Source organism: Pelobacter propionicus DSM 2379 (assembly GCF_000015045.1).
GTDB classification, from domain to species: domain Bacteria; phylum Desulfobacterota; class Desulfuromonadia; order Geobacterales; family Pseudopelobacteraceae; genus Pseudopelobacter; species Pseudopelobacter propionicus.
The window spans coordinates 1,988,958-2,010,504 of record NC_008609.1; the positions used below are offsets into that span (position 1 = coordinate 1,988,958).

The 21,547-nt window shown below is 54.7% G+C and carries 18 protein-coding genes; 1 reads left to right on the top strand and 17 read right to left on the bottom strand.

Annotated elements, in window-relative coordinates:
* Positions 1-155: 155 nt before the first annotated feature.
* From PPRO_RS09200 to PPRO_RS09245, 9 genes are all read right to left on the bottom strand, one after another.
* Positions 156-1,037 (bottom strand): tetratricopeptide repeat protein, encoded by an 882-nt coding sequence (locus PPRO_RS09200; RefSeq protein ID WP_198138341.1) that lies wholly within the window; start codon positions 1,035-1,037, stop codon positions 156-158.
* An 8-nt stretch (positions 1,038-1,045) separates the two neighbouring features.
* Positions 1,046-1,495, bottom strand: coding sequence for a membrane protein insertion efficiency factor YidD (yidD, locus tag PPRO_RS19485; RefSeq protein WP_011735738.1), 450 nt, complete (start codon positions 1,493-1,495; stop codon positions 1,046-1,048).
* A gap of 8 nt (positions 1,496-1,503) precedes the next feature.
* Positions 1,504-1,722, bottom strand: a complete 219-nt coding sequence (locus tag PPRO_RS09210; RefSeq protein ID WP_041532229.1) for an SHOCT domain-containing protein — start codon at positions 1,720-1,722, stop codon at positions 1,504-1,506.
* Positions 1,723-1,813: 91 nt separating this feature from the next.
* Positions 1,814-3,235 (bottom strand): pyruvate kinase, encoded by a 1,422-nt coding sequence (gene pyk / locus PPRO_RS09215; RefSeq protein WP_011735740.1) that lies wholly within the window; start codon positions 3,233-3,235, stop codon positions 1,814-1,816.
* A gap of 47 nt (positions 3,236-3,282) precedes the next feature.
* Positions 3,283-4,308, bottom strand: a complete 1,026-nt coding sequence (gene fbaA, locus PPRO_RS09220; RefSeq protein WP_041532230.1) for a class II fructose-bisphosphate aldolase — start codon at positions 4,306-4,308, stop codon at positions 3,283-3,285.
* Between the two features lie 306 nt (positions 4,309-4,614).
* Positions 4,615-7,695 carry a type I restriction endonuclease subunit R gene (locus PPRO_RS09225; RefSeq protein ID WP_011735742.1) on the bottom strand — a complete coding sequence of 1,027 codons (3,081 nt, stop codon included), beginning with the start codon at positions 7,693-7,695 and terminating at the stop codon, positions 4,615-4,617.
* A 112-nt stretch (positions 7,696-7,807) separates the two neighbouring features.
* Complete coding sequence (locus PPRO_RS20130; protein ID WP_011735743.1) at positions 7,808-8,335, bottom strand: REP-associated tyrosine transposase; 528 nt, start codon at positions 8,333-8,335, stop codon at positions 7,808-7,810.
* A gap of 169 nt (positions 8,336-8,504) precedes the next feature.
* Positions 8,505-10,880, bottom strand: a complete 2,376-nt coding sequence (locus tag PPRO_RS21230) for a restriction endonuclease subunit S (protein ID WP_198138342.1) — start codon at positions 10,878-10,880, stop codon at positions 8,505-8,507.
* Complete coding sequence (locus PPRO_RS09245; RefSeq protein ID WP_011735745.1) at positions 10,870-12,492, bottom strand: class I SAM-dependent DNA methyltransferase; 1,623 nt, start codon at positions 12,490-12,492, stop codon at positions 10,870-10,872. The genes PPRO_RS21230 and PPRO_RS09245 overlap by 11 nt, the downstream gene beginning before the upstream one ends.
* 521 nt (positions 12,493-13,013) lie before the next feature.
* Here PPRO_RS09245 and PPRO_RS09250 point away from each other — a divergent pair.
* Positions 13,014-14,297: a tyrosine-type recombinase/integrase gene (locus PPRO_RS09250; protein WP_011735746.1), complete on the top strand. Its 1,284-nt coding sequence runs from the start codon at positions 13,014-13,016 to the stop codon at positions 14,295-14,297.
* A gap of 367 nt (positions 14,298-14,664) precedes the next feature.
* Here PPRO_RS09250 and PPRO_RS09255 read toward each other — a convergent pair whose 3' ends face one another.
* From PPRO_RS09255 to PPRO_RS09290, 8 genes are read right to left on the bottom strand one after another with little or no spacing between them, the layout of a single operon-like run.
* Positions 14,665-15,489, bottom strand: coding sequence for a nitroreductase family protein (locus PPRO_RS09255; protein WP_011735747.1), 825 nt, complete (start codon positions 15,487-15,489; stop codon positions 14,665-14,667).
* A gap of 23 nt (positions 15,490-15,512) precedes the next feature.
* Entirely contained in the window at positions 15,513-16,271 is a 759-nt protein-coding gene (locus tag PPRO_RS09260) for an SDR family oxidoreductase (RefSeq protein ID WP_011735748.1), read from the bottom strand.
* 24 nt (positions 16,272-16,295) lie between these two features.
* The gene (locus PPRO_RS09265; RefSeq protein ID WP_011735749.1) at positions 16,296-16,889 is read right to left on the bottom strand and encodes a nitroreductase family protein; all 594 of its coding nucleotides are present in this window, start codon (positions 16,887-16,889) and stop codon (positions 16,296-16,298) included.
* 26 nt (positions 16,890-16,915) lie between these two features.
* Entirely contained in the window at positions 16,916-17,248 is a 333-nt protein-coding gene (locus tag PPRO_RS09270; protein ID WP_011735750.1) for a hypothetical protein, read from the bottom strand.
* Positions 17,249-17,260: 12 nt separating this feature from the next.
* Entirely contained in the window at positions 17,261-19,447 is a 2,187-nt protein-coding gene (gene recD2, locus PPRO_RS09275; RefSeq protein ID WP_011735751.1) for an SF1B family DNA helicase RecD2, read from the bottom strand.
* Positions 19,448-19,472: 25 nt separating this feature from the next.
* Positions 19,473-20,216, bottom strand: a complete 744-nt coding sequence (locus tag PPRO_RS21655; protein ID WP_269634969.1) for a YecA/YgfB family protein — start codon at positions 20,214-20,216, stop codon at positions 19,473-19,475.
* Between the two features lie 38 nt (positions 20,217-20,254).
* Positions 20,255-20,923, bottom strand: a complete 669-nt coding sequence (locus PPRO_RS09285; RefSeq protein WP_011735753.1) for an SOS response-associated peptidase — start codon at positions 20,921-20,923, stop codon at positions 20,255-20,257.
* 60 nt (positions 20,924-20,983) lie between these two features.
* Complete coding sequence (locus tag PPRO_RS09290) at positions 20,984-21,544, bottom strand: cysteine hydrolase family protein (RefSeq protein ID WP_011735754.1); 561 nt, start codon at positions 21,542-21,544, stop codon at positions 20,984-20,986.
* Positions 21,545-21,547 lie beyond the last annotated feature (3 nt).

A 21,547-nucleotide genomic window follows, 5' to 3' on the forward strand; every position in this document is an offset into this window, starting at 1 on the left:
CAAGCCGCGGTTGTGGTGATCAAACAGGGAGGAAAGCTAGCATGCCGGGCAACGGCTTGCAAGATTGATGTGCAGGTCTCAGAGGATGTTTTCGCGCCATCACGGGAGGGGGTACGGGCCAGCGCGCCTCTCTGCGGTGCGGCTGTTCATGGCCGTCAGAACTGGATATCGAGCATGACGGAGAGCTGGCCACGCAGGTCTTTCCTGATGCCCAGGTTGTAGCGGTTCGCCGCGTTGGCAGCACCATGGATAGTGCCGATGTAGAAGGGAAGTCCGATGGTTCCGACGAGCCCCGCCACCGCGTAGTTTTCCTGCTTCACGGACATGACGGTGCCGGCGATGAACAATCCGTTGAGAAAAAAGGAGGTAATGCCGTCGCCATAGTGACCGGCATAGATATGACCGCTGCCGGGGATCAGCGCGGAGAGAAGACCGGCCGTCAGGGGAGATTTTTGAGGCGGCTCCCGGTTCCGGTCCAACAGGCTGATGGCCTCACTGACGTTGTGGGCCCTTTCATCGCCGGGATAGTCAGCCAGGTAGCGTTCCAGCTGTTGGCGGCAACCGGCGGTGTCCTTGCGGTCGAACCGGATCAGTGAGTTCCCCAGCAGTGCCCTGCGGCCAGAGTCAGAATCGGGATAGGTCGCGACTACCCTGCTGAAAGAGTTCTCCGCTTTTTCGGGCCTGTTCAGCCCCAGATGGCTCATCCCCTCATAGTAGCCCGCTTGAGGTGCATATCCGCTGCCAGGGTGGTTAACCTGGAACGCGGCAAAGGCACGCACCGCAGCTTCGTACTCCTCTCCCCGGTAGTACGCCATGGCGATCCTGAATCCGGCGTCCTCCACCCGCCGGGAGGCGGGGAACAGGATGATGAGCTTCTTGTATTCGGTTATGGCGCGATAGTACTCCCCCTCGGCCATGAAGGCGTCGCCAAGCTTCAGTTGGACCTCCTCGGTCAGCAGTATTCCGGCGCCCTCCCCGTGACTGGGGGTGGGGAGGATGAGCAGCAGCGCCACAACCAGCAGAATGAGACGGTTCACGGTATCGGTCATTGTTCGGTCAGGGTATGTGCGGAGACGGGATCAAAGAGTCTGCCGTTGGGAAGGAGGGGATAGTCCGGTCCGGGTTTTTTGAAGATGTTGCAGCGTGTCAGGCGGTCAGCCGTCATTATCACGCCGCGCAGTCCTCCATACTCGCCCACAGCCTGCCGGGCAAAGGCGGAACAGGAGGGGGTAAAGCCGCAGCGTGGGCCATCGATGGGTGATACGTAGGTGCGGTACAGATGGATGGCCCCCAGGAATACGAACCGCAAGGGTGAGGTTTCCTGACCGGGGGATGGAGCGGAGCGCGTCTCCCCCCCCCGGTCAGGTCCATTCATGGCCGTTGCAAGACATGAGTGGGGGGCCGCGACCAGCAGAAAGCCCCCTGCCATGGCAAGCAGGGCCGGTAAACGGAAGCGCCGTCCCGTTGCGGAACGATCAAGCAGGGCACGGGGCATGGGGGATGCTACTCTCCACCCGAACTTTCAAGCACCTGTTTTTTCATCTTGTTATACTGCTCTTCGGTTATGGCACCCTCGGTGTAGGCCTTCTTCAGGTCAATCAACTGCTGCCCGGTGGTTGTGGTTGTCGTCGTGCTTTGAACCTTGGTGGAGCCGCCACCGCAGCATCCACCGAGAATCGCAGCAACTACGGCCAGAACTACACATGTTCGTAATGCATTCATCGTTCTTACCTCCCTGGAATATGTCGGTACGCCTGCGTTGCCATGGACACGGTCCATGCATGAGAAGATCTGCCTTGCCTGCCATTGCAGGTTACAGTTGGATGATTTCCATCCGGTTGTGGGCGTCGGGGTGCCGTGTGGAGGGCCCCTCCGTCAGGATGGCAATATCTCCCGGCGCCCGATACATCTCAACCCACCTGCGCACAAAGGCATCCCAATCCTCGGGATGCCCTGTCTCGTGCACGGGAAACACGCCGTAGGAGAAGGCCAGGTCCTGGCAAGTCTGGTGGCGGGAACTCACCGCCGCGACCCAGACCGGCAGCCTGAAGAGCGACAGGCTCCGGGCGGTAGCGCCACTGCGGGTCGGGGCGAACACCGCCGCCGGGGATGCGTAGGTAACGCTCGCCTCCACCGACACGGCGATCAGGTGCGCCGGCTTGAGCGTGCCCTTGAAATCCCCTCCCCCGTACAGTTCTTTCACCGTGATCTGCCGCTTGTGGGGCTCCACGGCAGCCGCTATGCTGGCGAGCATGGCCACGGCATCCACGGGATACTTCCCCATGGCGGACTCTCCCGAGAGCATGACGCAATCGGTGCCGTCCAGGATGGCGTTAGCCACATCCGTAGCCTCGGCACGGGTGGGGCGTCGGGTCTCGGTCATGGACTCCAGCATCTGGGTTGCCGTGATGACCGGTTTGGCGCGCCTGTTGGCCTTGCGCATCAAATCCTTCTGGATGATGGCGATCCTCTCTATGGGCACCTCCACCCCCAGGTCTCCCCGGGCGATCATGATGCCGTCGGAGGCATCGAGGATATCATCCATCTGTTCCAGGGCGTTGGAGCGCTCGATCTTGGCGATGATAAAGGGGTGGTAGTCCATATCCTCGGCCGCACGCCGCACCGCCCTGATGTCGTCGCCGTTTTCCACGAAAGACTGGCTGACGGCGTCCACCCCCTCCTGGGCGGCAAACGTCAGGCACTCATGATCACGTTCCGTGAAAGCGCTGATGCCGAGATCAATATCCGGAAGGTTGAGCCCCTTGCGTGAACGGAGTTCTCCTCCCACCACGACCCTGCAGGCAACGTCGTTGCCAATGACGGACACGACTTCGATCTGGATGATGCCATCGTTGAGGTAGAGGGCATTACCGGGGGTGACCACCTGGGGAAGTCGCTTGAAAGACACTGACACCCTCTCCCGATCACCGTCGATGTCATCGCTGGTCAGCACGATGGAATCCCCCGGTTTCAGTTCCACCGGTTCATCCTTGAGCGTGCCGATGCGCATCTTCGGTCCAGGGAGGTCCGCCATGATGGCCAGCCGCTTGCCGGTGGCACGGGAAGCGGCGCGCAGGTCGCCAATCACCTGGCGGTGGCTCTCGAAGGAACCATGGGAAAAATTGAGCCGGGCCACGTTCATTCCGGCCATAAGCATCTCCTCCATGACCTTCCGGCTTGAAGAAGCCGGACCGATGGTGCAGATGATTTTCGTTTTGTGGTCTGGCAGTTTCACGATGCACCTCCTGATTCTCTGGTTGCGGCACTATCACGGCAGGCGAATTACCCCGTGAAGAGTGTGCTGTTGGTCCCCCGCAGATCGCTCACCGCTCGCTTGACCCGCTCGGCCATGGCTGTTTCCGCCAGCGCCAGATAGGTGCGGGGATCATAGGCCTTCTTGTCCCCCATGTCTCCGTCCACCTTCAGCACGCCGTCATAGTGGCTGAACATGTGGCCGGCGATGGGACGGGTGAAGGCGTACTGGGTGTCGGTGTCGATGTTCATCTTCACCACGCCGTAATCCAGGGCCTCGCGGATCTCGTGGAGTTCCGAACCTGAGCCTCCATGGAAGACAAGGTGAAAACGTGCCGCTTCGCCGTAGCGTGTGACCACCGCATCCTGACACTCCTTCAGGACCGAAGGCCGCAATTTGACGGCGCCTGGTTTGTAGACCCCGTGGACATTGCCGAAGGTGGCGGCCAGAAGATAGTGCCCCCCCAGCGGGTTGAGGCGCCTGGCCACCTCCAGGGTTTCCTCGGGGGTGGTGTAGAGCTTGGCACTGGCATCGGCCTTGATGCCATCCTCCTCGCCTCCCACCACGCCGGTCTCGATCTCCAGGATCAGCTCACAGGCCGTGAAGCGCTCCAGAAGCCTTGTAGCCGTATCCAGATTATCCTTGAGCGCGAGGGCGCTGCCGTCGAACATGTGACTGTTGAACAGGTTGGGCAGCCCGGCGGCCCGGCGCCGCTCCGTCTCTGCCACCAGCGGTAGCACGAAGCTGTCCAGCTTGTCGGCCGGGCAGTGATCCGTGTGCAGTGCCACATAGATGGGGTAGCGCTGGGCGGCCCGGTGGACATGCTCGGCAATGGAGATGGCACCCAGGGGCATATCCTTGAGCGCGGTGCCCGATGCAAACGCCGCTCCCCCGGTGGATACCTGGATGATGCCGTCACAGCGGGCCTCGGCAAGGCCCCGCAGCACGGCGTTGGCCGTGGCCAGTGAGCTTACGTTGATGGCCGGATAGGCAAAACGGTTCTCCCGTGCCCGGTCCAGCATCCGGCGGTAGGTCGTTAAATCGGCAACTGGCATGGTTCCTCCCTTTCCTCGCACCCCGCCTTCCGGCCAAAGGCACATTGTAGCATTCTCCCAGAGCGGCTGTTCCCGCAAAGATCGCCCGGAAAGACAGCTGGATATTCAGTTTGAGAGAGATGATAGTCCGGTGAATTGAATGAAGCCCTGCTGGTTTGTCTGAAAACGGTGATTCTCTCACACAAAAAAACATCACGACATAGCAAGGCTAAAACAGTTCTTCGGGATGGCAAGTTAAAATGTCGGTTCAGGTCGAATTGGTATTCATACGAGCCGGTAGTACTCGCTCCCCATTTTCAACCAGACCTACCCCCACTCCGCGCTCAGCGTCTCCGCCTGGTCCAGCACCAGCTGTACCGCCTCTTCCTGCCGGTCCGGCGGATACTTGTACTTTCGCAGGATGCGCTTCACCATCAGCCGCAGCTTGGCCCGCACGCTTTCCCGCACCGACCAGTCTACGCTGATGTTCTTCCGCAGGTTCTCCGCCAGTTCATGGGCGATCTTCTTCAGTATCTCGTCACCCATCTCACGCACCGCTTCCTCGTTGTTGGCCAGGGCGTCGTAGAAGGCCAACTCATCGGCATTAAGCCCCAGCTCTTCCCCCCGGTTGATGGATTCCCGAAACTTCTTGGCCATGGCGATCAACTCTTCCATGACCTGGGCGGTTTCGATGGCCCGGTTCTGGTAGCGGGCGATGACCTTGGCCAGCAGCTCCGAGAACCTGGACTGCTGGACGATGTTGGTGCTAAAGCGGGTCCTGATCTCCCCTTCCAGCAACCGCTCCAGCAGCTCCACCGCCAGGTTCCGTTCCGGCAGGTTGCGGACGTCGTTCAGAAACTCGTCATCCAGGATGCCGATGTTGGGCTTGTCCAGCCCGACTGCCTGGAAAATGTCCACCACATCTTCCGATACCAGCGCCGAGCCGATGATCTGGCGGATGGCCAACTCGCGTTCTTCGTCCGTGCGCCTTTGAGTGCTGATCTCCCGTTTGGTCAGCAGCACCTTGACCGCCTGGAAGAAGGCCACCTCTTCCCGCACGGCCCTGGCCTCATCCAGGGTGCAACAGAGGGTGAAGGCCTTGGACATGGCCAGCGCCGTATCGCCGAAGCGCTTCTTGCCGTCCTGGAGCCCCAGCACATGGTTGGCGGTCCTGGCCAGCAGACCGTGGCCGCCGGTGAGGAAGCCGCTGTAGTCGAACTCATGCAGCATGGCCCGCAGGATGTCCAGCTTCTCCTCCAGCACCGCGTAGGCTTCGCGGGCATCGACGGTCGGTCGGCCGCGCCCCTTGCTGGCGGTGTATTCCTTGAGTGCCTGCTTCAGGTCGTTGGCGATGCCGATGTAGTCCACCACCAGCCCGCCCTGCTTGTCGCGGAAGACGCGGTTGACCCGGGCGATGGCCTGCATCAGGTTGTGCCCCTTCATCGGTTTGTCCACGTACATGGTGTGCGCGCAGGGGGCATCGAAGCCGGTCAGCCACATGTCCCGCACGATGACCAGCTTCAGGGGGTCGTCCGGGTCTTTGAAGCGCTTTTCCAGGCGCTTCTTGGTCTGCTTGGCATATATGTGCGGCCTCAGCAGCGGCTTGTCGCTGGCGGAGCCGGTCATGACGATCTTGATGGCACCCTTTTCCGGGTCTTCGTCGTGCCACTCCGGCCGCAAGGCGATGATGGCGTTGTAGAGGTGGACGCAGATGTCGCGGCTCATGGCCACCACCATGGCTTTGCCGCTCTGGGCCTGGTTACGTTCCTCGAAGTGGGCCACCAGGTCGGCCGCCACCTGTTTGATGCGCGGCTCGGCGCCGACCACCTTTTCCAAGGCCGCCCACCGGCTCTTGAGCCGGGCCTGCTGGTCGTCCTCCTCATCCTCGGCCAGTTCATCCACCTCGGCGTCGATCTCCGGCAGCACGTCTGTCTTCAGCCCCAGCTTGGCCAGGCGCGATTCGAAGTAGATCGCCACGGTGGCGCCGTCGTCGCGGGCCTGCTGCATGTCGTAGATGCTGATGTAATCGCCGAACACGGCCCGGGTGTCCCGGTCCTCCGATGATACCGGGGTGCCGGTGAAGGCCACAAAGGTGGCATTAGGCAGGGCATCCCGCAGATGCTGGGCATAGCCCACCTGATACCCCTTGGCATCCCCCTTGAACTTGGCTTCAAAGCCGTACTGGGTGCGGTGGGCCTCGTCGGCGATGACGACGATGTTGTGACGGTCGGACAGGATCGGAAAGCTGTCCTCATCCTCACCGGGCATAAACTTCTGGATGGTGGCAAAGACGATGCCGCCCGAGGGGCGGTTGGCCAGCTTGTCGCGCAGGTCCTGGCGGGTTTCTCCCTGCACCGGCTGTTCCCGCAGCAGCTCCTGGGAAAGGGAGAACACGCCGAACAGTTGCCCGTCCAGGTCGTTGCGGTCGGTGATGACAACGATGGTGGGGTTCTCCATGGCCGCTTCGCGCATGACCCGCGCCGCGAAGCAGGTCATGGTGATGCTTTTGCCCGAGCCCTGGGTATGCCAGACCACGCCCCCCTTGCGGCTGCCGCCGGGCCGGGATGCCGCTACCACCTGGTCGATGGCCGAGCGCACCGCATGGAACTGGTGGTAGCCGGCGATCTTCTTGACCAGGGTGCCGTCATCCTCGAACAGCACGAAGAAGCGCAGGAAGTCCAGCAGGTAGTCCGGGGCCAGTACGCCGCGCACCAGGGTCTCCAGTTCGTTGAACTGCCCCAGCGGGTCGAGCGTGACTCCGTCGATGGTGCGCCAGGCCATGAAGCGTTCCCTGTTTGCGGAGAGAGACCCCAGGCGCGCCTCGGTGCCGTCCGAGATCACCAGGATCTCGTTGTACTGGAAGACGTCCGGGATCTGCTCCTTGTAGGTCTGGATCTGGTCGTAGGCCTTCCAGATGTCCGCCTTCTCGTCGGCCGGGTTCTTCAGCTCCAGCAGCACCAGCGGCAGGCCGTTGACGAACAGGACGATGTCCGGGCGGCGGGTGAATTTCGGCCCCTTGATGGAGAACTGGTTGACCGCCAGCCACTCGTTGGCGCCCGCGTCGCCAAAGTCCATCAGGCGCACGAAGTCGCCCCGCGTCTCGCCCTCCTGCTGGTACTGGACCGGCACGCCGTTGACCAGCAGTTGGTGGAAGGCACGGTTGGCGGCCAGGAGCACCGGTGTGTCCAGGTTGAGCACCTGTTGCAGGGCGTCTTCGCGGGCCACTTGGGGAACAAGGGGATTCAGCCGGTTGATCGCCTCGCGCAGGCGGCCAACCAGCAGCACCTGGCTGTAGCTGCCGCGTTCCGGCTGCGGTCCATCCGGCGCGATATCCAGTCCATAACGGTAGCTATAGCCGGTATCCGCCAGCCAACCCAGGGTTTCCCGTTCCAGGTGTTCTTCGGTCATGTTGTCTCCGATGGATTAAATTGCATCGTTGGGGTTCACGGTACGTCCGTTCACCCCAACCTACACAGGCAGGTTTTCGTAGGTTGGGGTGAGGTACGAACCCCAACGACTCTTATTCACCGAAATCCCCCGAAATTTCTAAAGACAAAGCCCCCCAATTGGCCGGCACTATCCCTGATGCTACAAAGCGGTGAATGGAGGAATACGGCCAGTCAATCGGGTTTGACACATAGCCATGTTTAACCGGATTGAAATGGATGTAATCCACATGTCGCGTAAAATCCTCGTCATTACGAATCAGATGCTCCCAATAGCGACGTTGCCAGATGCCACGCTCACCTTTGGCGGCCCGGCTTGCACCTATCATCTCGACCTTTGCAATATTTCGGGAGAAACCTGCTTTGATAAGAGCCCACCGGGTGGGATAGTCTTTATCTCCTTCTGGCAGCGTCCAGATTGTGTGGAGATGTTCGGGCATTATTACGATTGATTCGAGGGCAAACGGATGTCGATCTTTTACCAGGCTGATGACAGAACGCAGCAGATCAATATGATCCACGAGTGTGGCTTGGCGACGGTCAGCAAGGTTAACCGTGAAAAAATAGGTGCCACCTTCAGTTTTTACCCGCCTATAGTTCATAGGTCATCATCCCATGAGAGTAGTTCGTAGGTTGGGGGTGAGTCACAAACCCCAACGGGGTCAAGGGTGCCGACGCCGTAACGTTGGGGTTCACGGTACGTCCGTTCACCCCAACCTACAAATTTGAGGGGCGACTTGGGGGGAAAAGATAGCGCTCAAGCGGCGAAAGTCACTCCAGTATTTCCCAATAACCACCCTTGTCCGGCCCGACACGACGCAACCGGCCTTCGCCTTGCAGCTTTTGCAGATTGCGCTCGATGGAGCGTGTGGTGACGCCGATCATTTCAGCCAGCTCCGGAATAGTCATTGAACGATTCTGCCGCAGGGCCGCGACGATTTTCCCCGACGTTTTCCCCGACGTTTTCCCCGACGTTTTCCCCGACGTTTTCCCCGACGTTTTTGCGAGGGCATCGGACAAGGTATCCTGCAAGGCCAATAAAACAAACTCGATGAATACCGTCGAATCCCCTTGTTTGTCCGCATCCGCCAAGGCCTGGTAATAGCCCGCCTGGCGCACTCTGATCAGCGATTCAACCGGCAGATACGCCAGCAGCGGTTGCCATTTACTCAAAATCAGCGTCTGCCATAAACGCCCCATGCGGCCGTTGCCGTCGGCAAAGGGGTGGATGAATTCGAATTCGTAATGGAACACGCAACTGGCGATCAGGGGGTGCACCGGGTCGGTCGCCAGCCAGGCCAGCAGATCCGCCATGAGCGTGGCGACCCGTCCGGCAGGGGGCGCCATGTGGACCAATCCCCGGTCGTTGAAGACCCCCACACCGCTGCCCCGGTACGCGCCGGCTTCGTTCACCAATCCCGCCATCAGCAGGCCGTGGGCCGCCAGCAGGTCCGCTTCGCTCTGGGGTTGCCACTCGGGGAGCCGTTCGTAGGCGGTGTAGGCGTTTTTTACCTCCTGAATCTCGCGCGGCAGACCGATCACCGCTTTCCCCTCCAGGACATCGGTCACCTGCTCGATACTTAGGGTGTTGTTTTCAATGGCCAGGGAGGCCTGGATGGTGCGGATGCGGTTGGCTCGCCGCAGTTGTGGCGACTGGGCAGATTCTACCGATATCGACCAGCGTGTCAGAAGTTCGACGATCTCCGCTACCTGTTGCACAATCCGTGGTGTGATGGTGAAAGGTGGCTGATTATTCAAGGGGAAAACCTCATTATTTCGTAGGTTGGGGTGAGGTACGAACCCCAACGGGGTTAATGATGCCAGCGCCGAAATGTTGGGGTTCACGATACATCCGTTCCCCCCCAACCTACAAACTTCATCCGGCAAACGCAACTGGCCGGAGATCAGGCGGGGGAGCAGGGTGTCGCGGAGGGTGGCGAGGGTTTGGGCTGATTGGTGGTTCCCTGTAATCCGTTTTTGAATTGCTTGGACTACTTCAGTAAACGCAGTAGCTACCCCGTTGTTCGGTATTGCAAGATGGTAGCGACCAAGCACATCATTTTGAATGCGTTGCCGGCCACTTGTACCCGACATACTTTGAATGGCGTAATCCCTGAATGCATGGTGGCGACACAGCAAATAGCCGAAGTATTCCGGCAGCGGCGCTTTAGGTCGAAGAACAAGAAACTCTGTCGAGCCCCAACCAATCTGTTCATCCACAAGGAAATCAACAAAAGCAGACTTCCCATTCTCCAGACAGGGTGTAATGCGGGCTAGCAATGTGTCGCCGTTTCGAAACTTTGCGCCTGAACCCATTTCGCGTTGTATTGGGTTCTCAACACAATGGCCGCTTGTAGCCAGACTGGCCATATCCAGATAGGGTGCAATCGAGCCCTTTTTTAGTGATCGTTTTGGATTGATCTCGAACGCGTCTGCGAGGGTTGTAACCTGCCACCCCTTCGGCACCAACCCCAGTTCCGATTCCTCGAAGCAGTCGGGGAAGAGCGCGGCGGTGTCGGTGTCCATCCCTTCCGGTTCGCGCCCTTCCTGCTTGGCGCGCACGGGGTCGAAGTCCACGAACCAGGATTTGAACAGGGCTTGGGCGATGGTTTCCAGGGTGATGTTGGTTTCGCGGAGGAGGGTGATGCGGTCGTCGAGCGTAGTCAGGAAATCTGCAATGGTTACCTGCAAGCTCAAACAAGGAATTGGAAATGCAAGGTCACGCAAAACCTGAAGATTGATATTTTCCTGTACTGACCCATAAGCACGACGTTTAACATTCTCACGCATTGCGCGAAATAAATACTCGATGTATCTTACATCTGCCTTTTCTGGATGTGCTGTAAATCCAACAACACTATCTGGAAAACAAGCAGGAAATGTTAGTAATGCCGTTTCAGCAATGTTCGCAGCAATAGTAATCGCGAGAGTGTTTTTAGGCCACAGCTTACTTTGAGCAAGCCCTGCTTCACTGTAGGTTTGTCGGTAGGTCGTAATCCTCCCACCTGCTGCGGTAACATCACCTGTTTGAATAAACGGATAAGGCCCACCGTATAAATGTGCAGCATCGCGAGGACGATGTTTAGATTTGCCCCTATCGAAGGTACCCAATAAAGATAGTTTTTTATACGGCCACTCAGAACTCATACCCCAGCCCTCCCAGCTTCCGGCGTATCAGCTCGTCCAGTTCCGCGCCCCTGGCCATCTGCTCGCCCAGGGTCTCGGTCAACCGCTGCATCTTCTCGGTGAATGCCTCGTCGTCGTCCTCCACCGCCTCTGCACCCACATAGCGCCCCGGCGTCAGGACATGGCCGTGCTCGGCGATTTCGGCAAGTGACACGCTGCGGCAGAAGCCGGGGATGTCCTGATAAATCCCCCCCGGCCCCCCTTTAGTAAAGGGGGGAATTGTTTCGGCCTCCCCCTTTGGCAAAGGGGGATTGAGGGGGATTTCACCATCACCACGCCACGCATGCACGGTGTCGGCGATCCTCTGAATATCCTCGTCGCTGAACTCGATCTGCACCCGGCTGATCATGGTGCCCAGCTTGCGAGCGTCGATGAACAGCACCTCTCCCTGGCGGACGCTCTTCTGTTTGGCCAGGAACCAGAGGCAGGCCGGGATCTGGGTGTTGAAGAAGAGCTGCCCCGGCATGGCCACCATGACCTCCACCTTGTCCGCCTCCACCAGGGCGCGGCGGATCTCCCCCTCGGAGTTCTGGCTGGAGGACATGGAACCGTTGGCCAGCACGATGCCGGCCCGGCCGGTCGGTTTCAGGTGGTAGAGCATGTGCTGCAGCCAGGCGTAGTTGGCGTTCCCCTGGGGCGGCGTGCCGTACTCCCAGCGCGGGTCACCCTCCAGGCTGGGGTGCCACCAGTCGGAGACGTTGAAGGGCGGGTTGGCCAGCACGAAGTCGGCCCGCAGGTCGGGGTGCTGGTTGCGGACGAAGGTGTCGGCCGGCTCCTTGCCCAGGTTGAAGTCGATGCCGCGAATGGCCAGGTTCATGGCCGCCAGCCGCCAGGTGGTGGGGTTGGACTCCTGGCCGTAGATGGAGACATCGCCGATCCTGCCGCCGTGGGCTTCGATGAACTTTTCCGATTGGACGAACATGCCGCCGGAACCGCAGCAGGGGTCGTACACCTGGCCATGATGAGGGGCGAGAATCGCCACCAGGGTCCTGACGATGCTGGCCGGCGTGTAGAACTGGCCGCCCCGCTTCCCCTCGGCGCTGGCGAACTGGCCCAGGAAATACTCGTACACCTGCCCCAGGATGTCGCGGGCGCTCTCCCCGGTGACGCCGAAACCGATGGTGGAGACCATGTCCACCAGCTCCCCCAGCTTGCCGTCGGGGAGCTGCACGCGGGCATAGCGTTTGTCAAGGATCCCTTTCAGCTTGGGGTTTTCGGCCTCGATCAGGGTCAGGGCGTCGTCGATGCGCTTGCCGATGTCGGGCTGCTTGGCCTGCGCCCGGATATTCTCCCAGCGCGCCGCCTCCGGCACCCAGAAGGTGTTCACCTCCCGGTAATAGTCCCGGTCCTCCAGCTCGCAGACCAGGGTTTCGTCGTCGGCATCCTGGATGTAATACTCGTCATCGGGATTGCCGAAGCGCTCCCGCAACTCAGAGCTGCGAGTCTGGAAGGTGTCGGAGATGTATTTGACGAAGATGAGGCCGAGCACGATGTGCTTGTACTCGGCGGCGTCCATGTTGGCGCGCAGCTTGTCGGCGGTGGCCCAGAGGGTCTTGATCAGCTCGGGATTCATGGGGTGGCAGGCCTCCGGTGGGGTGGTGGTGCATGTCAACGGTTCACATGAGCTTTCTTACATAGCAGAAATCAGAGCAGAATAACAATGGAATGAGTATCCATTAAAAGATGGAGGGGGCTGTGGGACAACAATAGGTTGCACCAGGGGGGGCACAAAAAGCGGTTAAACAAAAAGGGCTACGGCAAATTGCCATAACCCTTTATTTTTTTTGTGGCGGAGAGGTAGGGATTCGAACCCTAGGTACGTTTCCGTACACCTGATTTCGAGTCAGTTATATTCATATTTTGAGGTTGTTTCAACCGCATTCAAGTACGCCCAATTAATCATTTTTGTCATTTAATTTCAGCTATTTATAAATTGTGTTGTCACAAGTTGTTTCATTCGATTTCATAAAGTAAAGCCATCAGAGGATACGTGAGGGGATACGGAAAAAGACTGGTATATCTTGTAATGTTAGTATATTATGCTTTATAAGGATACGCTATAGGATACGGTAGTATATTTGAAGGGAAAATACAATGGCAACCGGAACTCGTTTTACTGATAAATTTATTATGAGTCTGAAACCGGCAGATAAGGAGTATTGGAAGAGGGAGGGGCAGGGATTCTCAATTCGTGTTTATCCTTCTGGCGAAAAAGCCTGGTATTTTATCTATACATTTGATGGGCGAAAAAAATACATGCGCTTAAAAGATGGGGGCTATCCCGACGTTTCACTGGCAGATGCAAGAGAAGCATTCGACATCGCTAAGGTTAAGTTGAAAAATGGAATCGACCCCCTCGCAGAACTCGAACAGGCAAGACTTGACCGTAAGCATACGCCGTTTGTGAAAGAGTTTGTTGACGAGTTTATCAGAATTTACTGTAAAGAGAATAATCGGGGGTGGAAAGAAATCGAACGCGCATTAAAATCAGAGATAGTTCCGAGATGGGGAAAGCGAAAACTGACTGACATCAAACGACGAGACCTTGTCCTTGTGTTGGATGAAATCAAAGAACGAGGCGCACCTGTAATGGCAAATCGGATTCTTGCGTATACCCGCAAAATGTTTTCGTGGGCATTAGAGCGCGCTGCTCTGGAAGTTAACCCATTTCTTATGATGAGTAGGCCGAATGATGAAACATCAAGGGAAAGGGTATTATCTGAAAAAGAGATTAAGACCTTTTGGCATAACCTCGATGAATGTAAAATGAGTGACAGCATCAAAAGAGCATTAAAGTTGATACTTGTAACGGGTCAGCGCCCTGGGGAAATTATTGGCATGCACCGTAACGAAATTGATGGTGAATGGTGGGAGATTCCTGCCGCACGTTCCAAGAACAAACAGGCGCATCGTGTTTTCCTGACAATAACAGCTAAACAGCTAATTGGTGATGCGTCTGGATTTATTTTTGAATCACCAGCTAATCCAGCTAAACCTGACGAAACGCCTCCAAAGCCTGCCAAACCTTATGAAGTTAGAACCATGACCCACGACATAAAGCAGAATCTTCCGCATACGCCTCACAGTAAGGTGATTGACCGTCTAAAGGTACCGCATTTTACTCCTCATGATTTGCGCCGAACTGCCGCGACTAGATGGGCAGAAATGGAGATTACCGGTGATATGATTGACCGGTTACAGAACCACATTACAAGGCAAAAGCAGGGTGTTGGCCATGTTTACAATCGTTACTCGTACGCTAGGGAAAAACAGCAGGCACTTGAAGCATGGGAGCAAAAGCTTAACAGTATCATCACCAGCATCGGATCAGACAGCGTGGTCCTGATCGACAAAGACAGCGACACAAATGCCGCGTAAACATTTTTTATCGTAAGACGAAATGGTAATAAGGATTATGCGCAGCTGAAACCAACAATGTAGAAACAAGGGGCTGCGATTCGCGGCCCTTATTTTTTTCACGCTAAAGCCCTACATGCTCATGAGCATGACTAACAAGTCCCCGCAAGACCCTCCCCTGATTTTCCGCACAATCGAAACTTAACGCCATATTTTCGATAGCTGTTACAAAAAGATATTTCGTTCTTAATCATTTTGTGAGTTCTACATCGCCAGTTCAAAGGGCTGCAGAGCTGATCGAGCACAACACATATCCTTTCAATTTCTAAAAAATACTTGCGCGGATCATATAATGTGGTTTGTTAGAAGTTGAAATTGCATTGACATATCAATTTATTCGATGAATTTGAGCTGTTTCTCGTTGGGCAGTCCGTGCATAGTGTACCGCTGGTTTTCCGAATACCATCGCGTAGCCAAATACATGATTCTCTGGAATTCCTAAACGACTGCGAAACTCAGGCATCAAGTCACAGATAGCCCATTTGAGCAGCCCATCCCAAACAGTGCCAACACCAAGCGCCTGGGCGAACAACTCGAACGTGGTCATGGCTATCAAACAGTCCTGAACAGGGGTTGCAGTGTCAGAGGGAGCAGAAACCAATAGAAGATGCGGGGCACCACGAAAAAGGGTGTCGATACCTTGTTCTTCCCATGCTTTATAAATATCGGCAAAGAACTCTCGGCCTTCCGGAAGTGATTTCTCCCGAATTATCCGTCCAAGCCCGTTCATCATTTCTTCACGCAGTTTTGCCAATTTATCACGGTCGTCAACAATGGTAAAAAGAAGCTGACGGTCATTCCTTCCGGTTGGTGCATGAGAAGCTACGTCCAGTAATCGTTGCACCACTTCCGGTTCCAGATTCTCAGGTTTGTAATGTCTGATTGAACGACGCCCCTTGATAAGAAGCTCCATTTGCGTAGCATTTGGAAAATCTCCTGTCAGCGGCAGGCTCTTTTCGGGATCGAGACCCAAAATGGAAATAGAACCCGTTGGACAAATGGTTAAGCAGTGCTGGCATCTGTAGCAGTTAGCTTCTTTTTCCGGGGCAATGAAGGGGCCGTCTTCGTTCAGGGAGATGATTGTCGCCAGACAATCGGTGACACACTGGCCGCACTTTGTACATGTCTGATGGTTCACTATGAAATCGAGCATTTATAATTCCTTCTGATATGGGGTTATGGAAAACTCTGGCCTGTGGGGCGAACCATAATTTCATTGATGTTCACATGAGGCGGCAGAGTAAGCAGCCAGTGGATACTATCGGCAATAGCCTGAGGTTCGAGTACTTTCCCGAACTGGGCAATTGATTTACCAAAGTTTTCCTGATTATATCCGGCCACTTCCTGAAATCCACTGGTCACAATTCCCGGCATTACCAAGGAAACACGTACCCCGTACTGGCAAATCTCGCGGCGCAGTGCTTCGGTAAGAGCACCGACTGCAAATTTACTGGAACCGTAAAAACCGCTATATGGAGAAATATTTTTCCCCACGACCGAACCAATGACCACAATATCGCCGCTTTTCTGTTGAGCCATATATTGACCTACCCGTCGTATCAGGCTGGCCACACCGATTACGTTGGTCTGGTATAATTCCTGCCACTGTGAGTCATCACTGTCAAGGATGCCACCTGCCAGTCCACGACCAGCGTTTGCAACGACAATATCATACTTGCCGCCGCTCTCTTTCCAAGTCAAAGTCTGTTCAAGCAGCAGGTCAATATCCTCCTGACTTCCCGCATCACCTGCAACCGCGAGTGCTTTTCCTCCTTGAGCAGTTATTTCCTCTACCAACTTATCCAGTCGGTCTTTGCGCCGGGCGTTTGACACCACGGCAGCGCCTGCACGAGCTAATGTAATAGCAGTAGCGTATCCAATACCGGAGCTGGCACCGGTTACAATTGCAGTCTTACCTGTAAGTGGCTTGTCCATATAAAATTCTCCTTTTTGAATAGCTTACCATTTTCCCCAGTGAATTTTATCCTTTTGGAATTTGTCCTTCGGCTTGTCTTCACCGGTTGGGACACCGACCAAGATGACGTTCAGAGGAATTATGTTGGCCGGTATGCCGAGTACCGTACGCACATGTTTCATCTTATCTTCATAGGGGAATGAAGCGGTCCAATGCCCGCCCAGGCCCAAGGCCTCGGTCGCCAGCAGAATGTTCTCGCTGGCCAGGGATGCGTCAACAACCGCTAAGTCTTTGCTCTGCATATGGGCTTTCTCCGGTTCTGCGCAGACAATGATAACTGCCCCGGCTTTTTCGATGCCGCGTGCGGTCGGGAGTCCAGCAGCCAAAGCGTTGATGGTCTTCTTTTCGGTCACCACAACAAATGACCACGGCTGTTTGTTCACTGCGGTTGGCGCGGCCATCCCGGCCCGGATGATCTTTTCGAGGTTTTCCCTGCTGACAGATGCGCCGGTAAATGATCTCACGCTCTTCCTGGAATGAATAATAGAAAACGTGTCTTTCGCAATTTCAGGCTCTTTAGCAGAAACAGACCCAGCCAGCACCAAGACAGCCATCAAGCAAATAAATGAAAATCTCATGTCCCAAACCTCCAATAATTGAGTATTTAGTGTACTAGTTGCTCTGAATCGCTCAAATCCCACATTGAACCCCGCCAGTTGCTGATTATACCCTTGTCATTGCACTTTTGGCACATCCACATGATATCGTCGGTTTCAGGATTGATGATGCCGACTATTTCACCCAGACAAGGATTGCGATTTGGTCGCCGGCGACATTTCACGATGTATTCCGGAGGATATTCATGGTCTGGATATGAAGCCATGAACACAATTGTTGCAAAGTATTCTGCGAGGGCTTTTGCCTGTGCCGGTTCTGATACAAGATCACCAGCATCATCAAAAAAGTGAGTTAAATCAGTTATCCATGTGTCTATCATTACGAAATCCTTTTACCCGGATTCTGATATTCTAGAAGCCAGCTTAGTCAGTCGCTTATTCGACTTCCGGTTCTTGACCGCCATTGCTAGCGCCTTTGGTTGACCGATGATCGTCACGAGCTTCTTTCCCCTGGTGACGGCAGTGTATATCAGATTGCGCTCCAACAGCGTGTAATGCTGCATGGCCAAAGGAATCACCACCGCTGGGTATTCCGATCCCTGGCTTTTATGGATGCTGGTGGCATAGGCCAGAGAAACCTCATCCAGTTCGCCGAACTCGTATTCAACAGTTCTGCCATCATAATCAACCTGTAATAATCCTTCTTCGACATCAATCTCAGTAATCTGACCGATGTCACCGTTGAACACCTCTTTATCGTAGTTGTTCACCGTCTGGATGACCTTGTCGTCGGGAGCAAAGGTGGTGCCGAATCGTGTGACTTTTGGTTCCGCCTTTTCGTTTAGCGCCTTCTGCAACTCGGCATTCAATGAATGCGCACCAAGACCGCCACGATTCGTTGGGGTAAGCACCTGGATATCTTTCACCGGATGAAGACCAAATCTCTTGGGGATACGCTCTGTGACAACCTGAATGAGTTTGTCATGGATTTCTTCCGGAGTATTGGTCGGAATGAAATAAAAGTCCGATAGTTCGGTGCCTTCGGCTTTGAGAGGCATCTCACCCTTATTGATTCGGTGGGCATTGACGATGATGCGTGAATTTGCTGCTTGACGGAATATCTCCGTAAGCCTCACAGTAGGCACTACTCCCGAATCAATGATATCCGAAAGCACGGAGCCGGGACCGACAGAGGGGAGTTGGTCAACGTCTCCAACAATCATCAGAGCTGCATTGGTTGGAACGGCAGCCAGAAGCTTATTCATCAAGGCTATATCAACCATTGAAGATTCGTCTATAACCACCAGGTCGGTTTCCAGCGGATTATCTTTATTTCGCTTGAATCCGAATGACTGCGGGTCGAACTCCAGCAAGCGGTGGATGGTCTTTGCCTCAATACCGGTTGATTCCGACAATCTTTTGGCAGCACGTCCGGTCGGTGCACAGAGAGTAACCCTCATCTGCTTTGCCTGGATCGTGAGCAGTATGCTGTTGACCAGGGTCGTTTTGCCAACACCAGGACCACCGGTAATAACCACGACTTTGCTGTTGAGAGCTAAAATGACGGCATCACGTTGGGAACTGGATAGTGTCAGGCCGGTCTTTGCTTCTACCCAGGGAATAGCCTTTTCTGCATCAATTACTCCCCAGGGAGGTGTTCCCCGTAGGAGCCGGGTGATGCTTGTAGCGGTTCCGGATTCAGCACGAAACAGAGGGATCAGGAAGAGACAGGCTGAGCCTTCAATATCCTCCTGGATAAGGTTCTCTTCTGCAATTTCAGCATGAATGGCCTCTTCTATAATGCTTGCTGGTATTTCCAAAAGTTCGGCTGCAGATTTAACCAAGTCAACCCATGGCGCAGCACAATGTCCATCATCTGCAATTTCCTGAAGAACATGACGGACACCGGCTTGAGCGCGAATAAGTGAATCAGCAGCGATCCCCAGCTTCATGGCAAGAGTGTCTGCGGTCTTGAAACCAATACCGTGAATATCCAGTGCGAGTCTGTAAGGGTTTTCAGTTACCTTGAGAATGGATTCGTCGCCATAGGTCTTGTATATCCTGACCGCTCGTCCTGTTCCGATTCCGTGCGATTGAAGGAAGACCATGATTTCACGAATGACTTTCTGTTCGGACCAGGCACTTGTCACCTTCTCCATGCGCTTTCGACCGATACCGGGAAGAGTAAGCAGCTTCTCTGGTTCAGATTCGATTACGGTGAAGACATCCTCTTTGAAAGCTTTGACGAGAATCTTGGCGAAGTGAGGACCAATTCCCTTGACCATCCCTGAGCCGAGATATTTCTCAATTCCTTCAAGTGTGCTTGGTGGTACGACTTTCAACTGGTTGGCTTTGAATTGTAGTCCGTGGGTTCGGTCGTTTGTCCAGATACCAATGCACTCAATGTATTCACCGGGGGTGATGGATGCAGCGGAACCGATAACGGTAATCAGTTCCCGCTGTCCCTTGACTTTGGTACGGAGCACACAGAAGCCGGATTCTTCACTGTGGAAGGTGACCCGTTCAACTGAACCGGAGAGGCGTTCGACAGGGGTATCAAGCGAATTGGGCTGTTTCATGGGGTAACAGCTTTATTGGGAATAATCATTTTCCACAACATTTCTTGTACTTTATACCGCTCCCGCAGGGGCACGGGTCGTTGCGGCCAATCTTGACGACTTGTAGGGGAGAGGATGGGTTGATTGTTGTGCTGGTCTCGGAGTTTTTTATGACTTCCTTAACAACCATAGCGTACTCCCTGATACTGACAACTGCAGCAGGAAGCATGGAAATGAAATTGGCATCTGAAATCACGGGTCCAATATCAGTTCTTACTCCCTTTTGTAATCGCTCCAACAATTCTGGAGTCTTTTCCGGATACGCAACTGCCTTCAGAATGCAGTAACAAACGGCAAACGTCTCGTTGTCTATGCTCTGGTTATCGCTACCTTTTTTGATTTCATCGTAAACCTTGAATATTTTCTTGGACGTGCTCAATATCCGGTAAAGCCCACGGCTCCATTCTCGCGCACGATTAACGTCTTTGGTCGAGTCCTTTTTAATATCAAAAGGGAAAACAAACTCTCCGGTCATATTGTCTGTGATAATGCGGTTATAGGCCGAAAACAGACTCCCAAAAAGTTGCTCTCCTTCTATTGTATCGTTGATTACGAACGATTCCTCCTCACCAAAAATGGCGGCAGTCCATTGGCTGGGCATGATCATTTCGGGGATGATTGCGAGTCCAAAGAGATAGCCGTGAAGCTCATCGAGTGTCATGATTTTATCTTGGTTTGTGGCGCTACTGAGAAGCTTTATGATATTTTTCTTCTCACTGGAAGTAAACATAGTCATCTTGCTTGCCGCTGCCTCCGTCATATGATTTATCAAACACAAACTATGCAAGCCGGGGAATCGAAGCGAGGGTTGTTCACAAGGTCAGGAACCATGTAATAAGTCATAAGTTCATCCGGGAAAGGGGCATAGAGATGTTCTAAATGGTGAGGGTCCTGAAGGTTTCTATCAAGCCATAATCCGTAAGTATCTGGCTGGAGAATTACCGGCATGCGTTCATGAAGACCTGAAATAAGCTTGTTAGCGGAAGTGGTCAGAATGGAAAATGTCTCCAAGACGGTTCCGTCCGGAGATTTCCAATGTTCCCAGATACCGGCCAGTGCCATAACTGATTTATCTGCCAAGCAAATGAAATGGGGATGCTTTTCCGTCCCCGCATGGCTCCACTCAAAAAAACCTGACACGGGGATGATACAGCGGTTTTTCTTGATAGCGTGCCGAAAAGAGGGTTTTTCTGCGACAGTCTCCGATCGGGCATTTATCAGTGAAGCTCCTTTTGACGGGTCCGTTGACCAAGACGGAATCAGTCCCCATTTCGACTGGTCATAGTGATTGGTTGAGTCCTCCGCTTGGCGGATTACTCCAACACTCTGGGTGGGGGCGACATTGTAGCGTTGCTCGGGGCGAGTCTGACTCTCCACAAGGTCAAAAATCTGCTTCAACTCTTCATAGGGGATGATTGTCACGAATCGACCACACATCTGTATTACCTCAAGGTGATATACAGTTTGATAATCGCCGTTAGCTTTAACTCCATCTGATTATACTGTCGCTTGCATGTTATCAAGGATTTCATCGACTCCCTTTACTTGGGCAAACACCGCTCCAAGAGCTGACATGTATGAGGCATGTACCTGCTCTGCCGGTACTGTGATGCCTTTGAACGACAGTTCTCTGGTTGCGCAAGCGTCATGGGTGACAATGCAGGAGAAGCCAAGGTCAAATGCAGCACGGACGGTTGTATCAACGCACATATGGCTCATCATACCGCATATCAGCAGAGTATCGACACCGGCAGATTTCAGTTGTTCCAGCAGGTCGGTGTTGCGGAAACTGCTAGGGTAGTGTTTGGTGATGACCGATTCACCCGGTAATGGGGCAACACTGGTATGAATATCTGCTCCCGGTGTCCCCGGTAGAAAAAAGGTGGGGCTTGGTTGGGCAGCGATATGCTGAACATGGAAGATTGACCAGGCTTGCTTTCTGAAAGCCGCCAACAGTCGAGCCGCAGCTGCCGCAGCTTCGGTACTGCCGACCAGCTCCATCTTGCCGCCGGGGAAGTAGTCGTTCTGGATGTCGATAATGAGTAAGGCGGTTTTCATAGG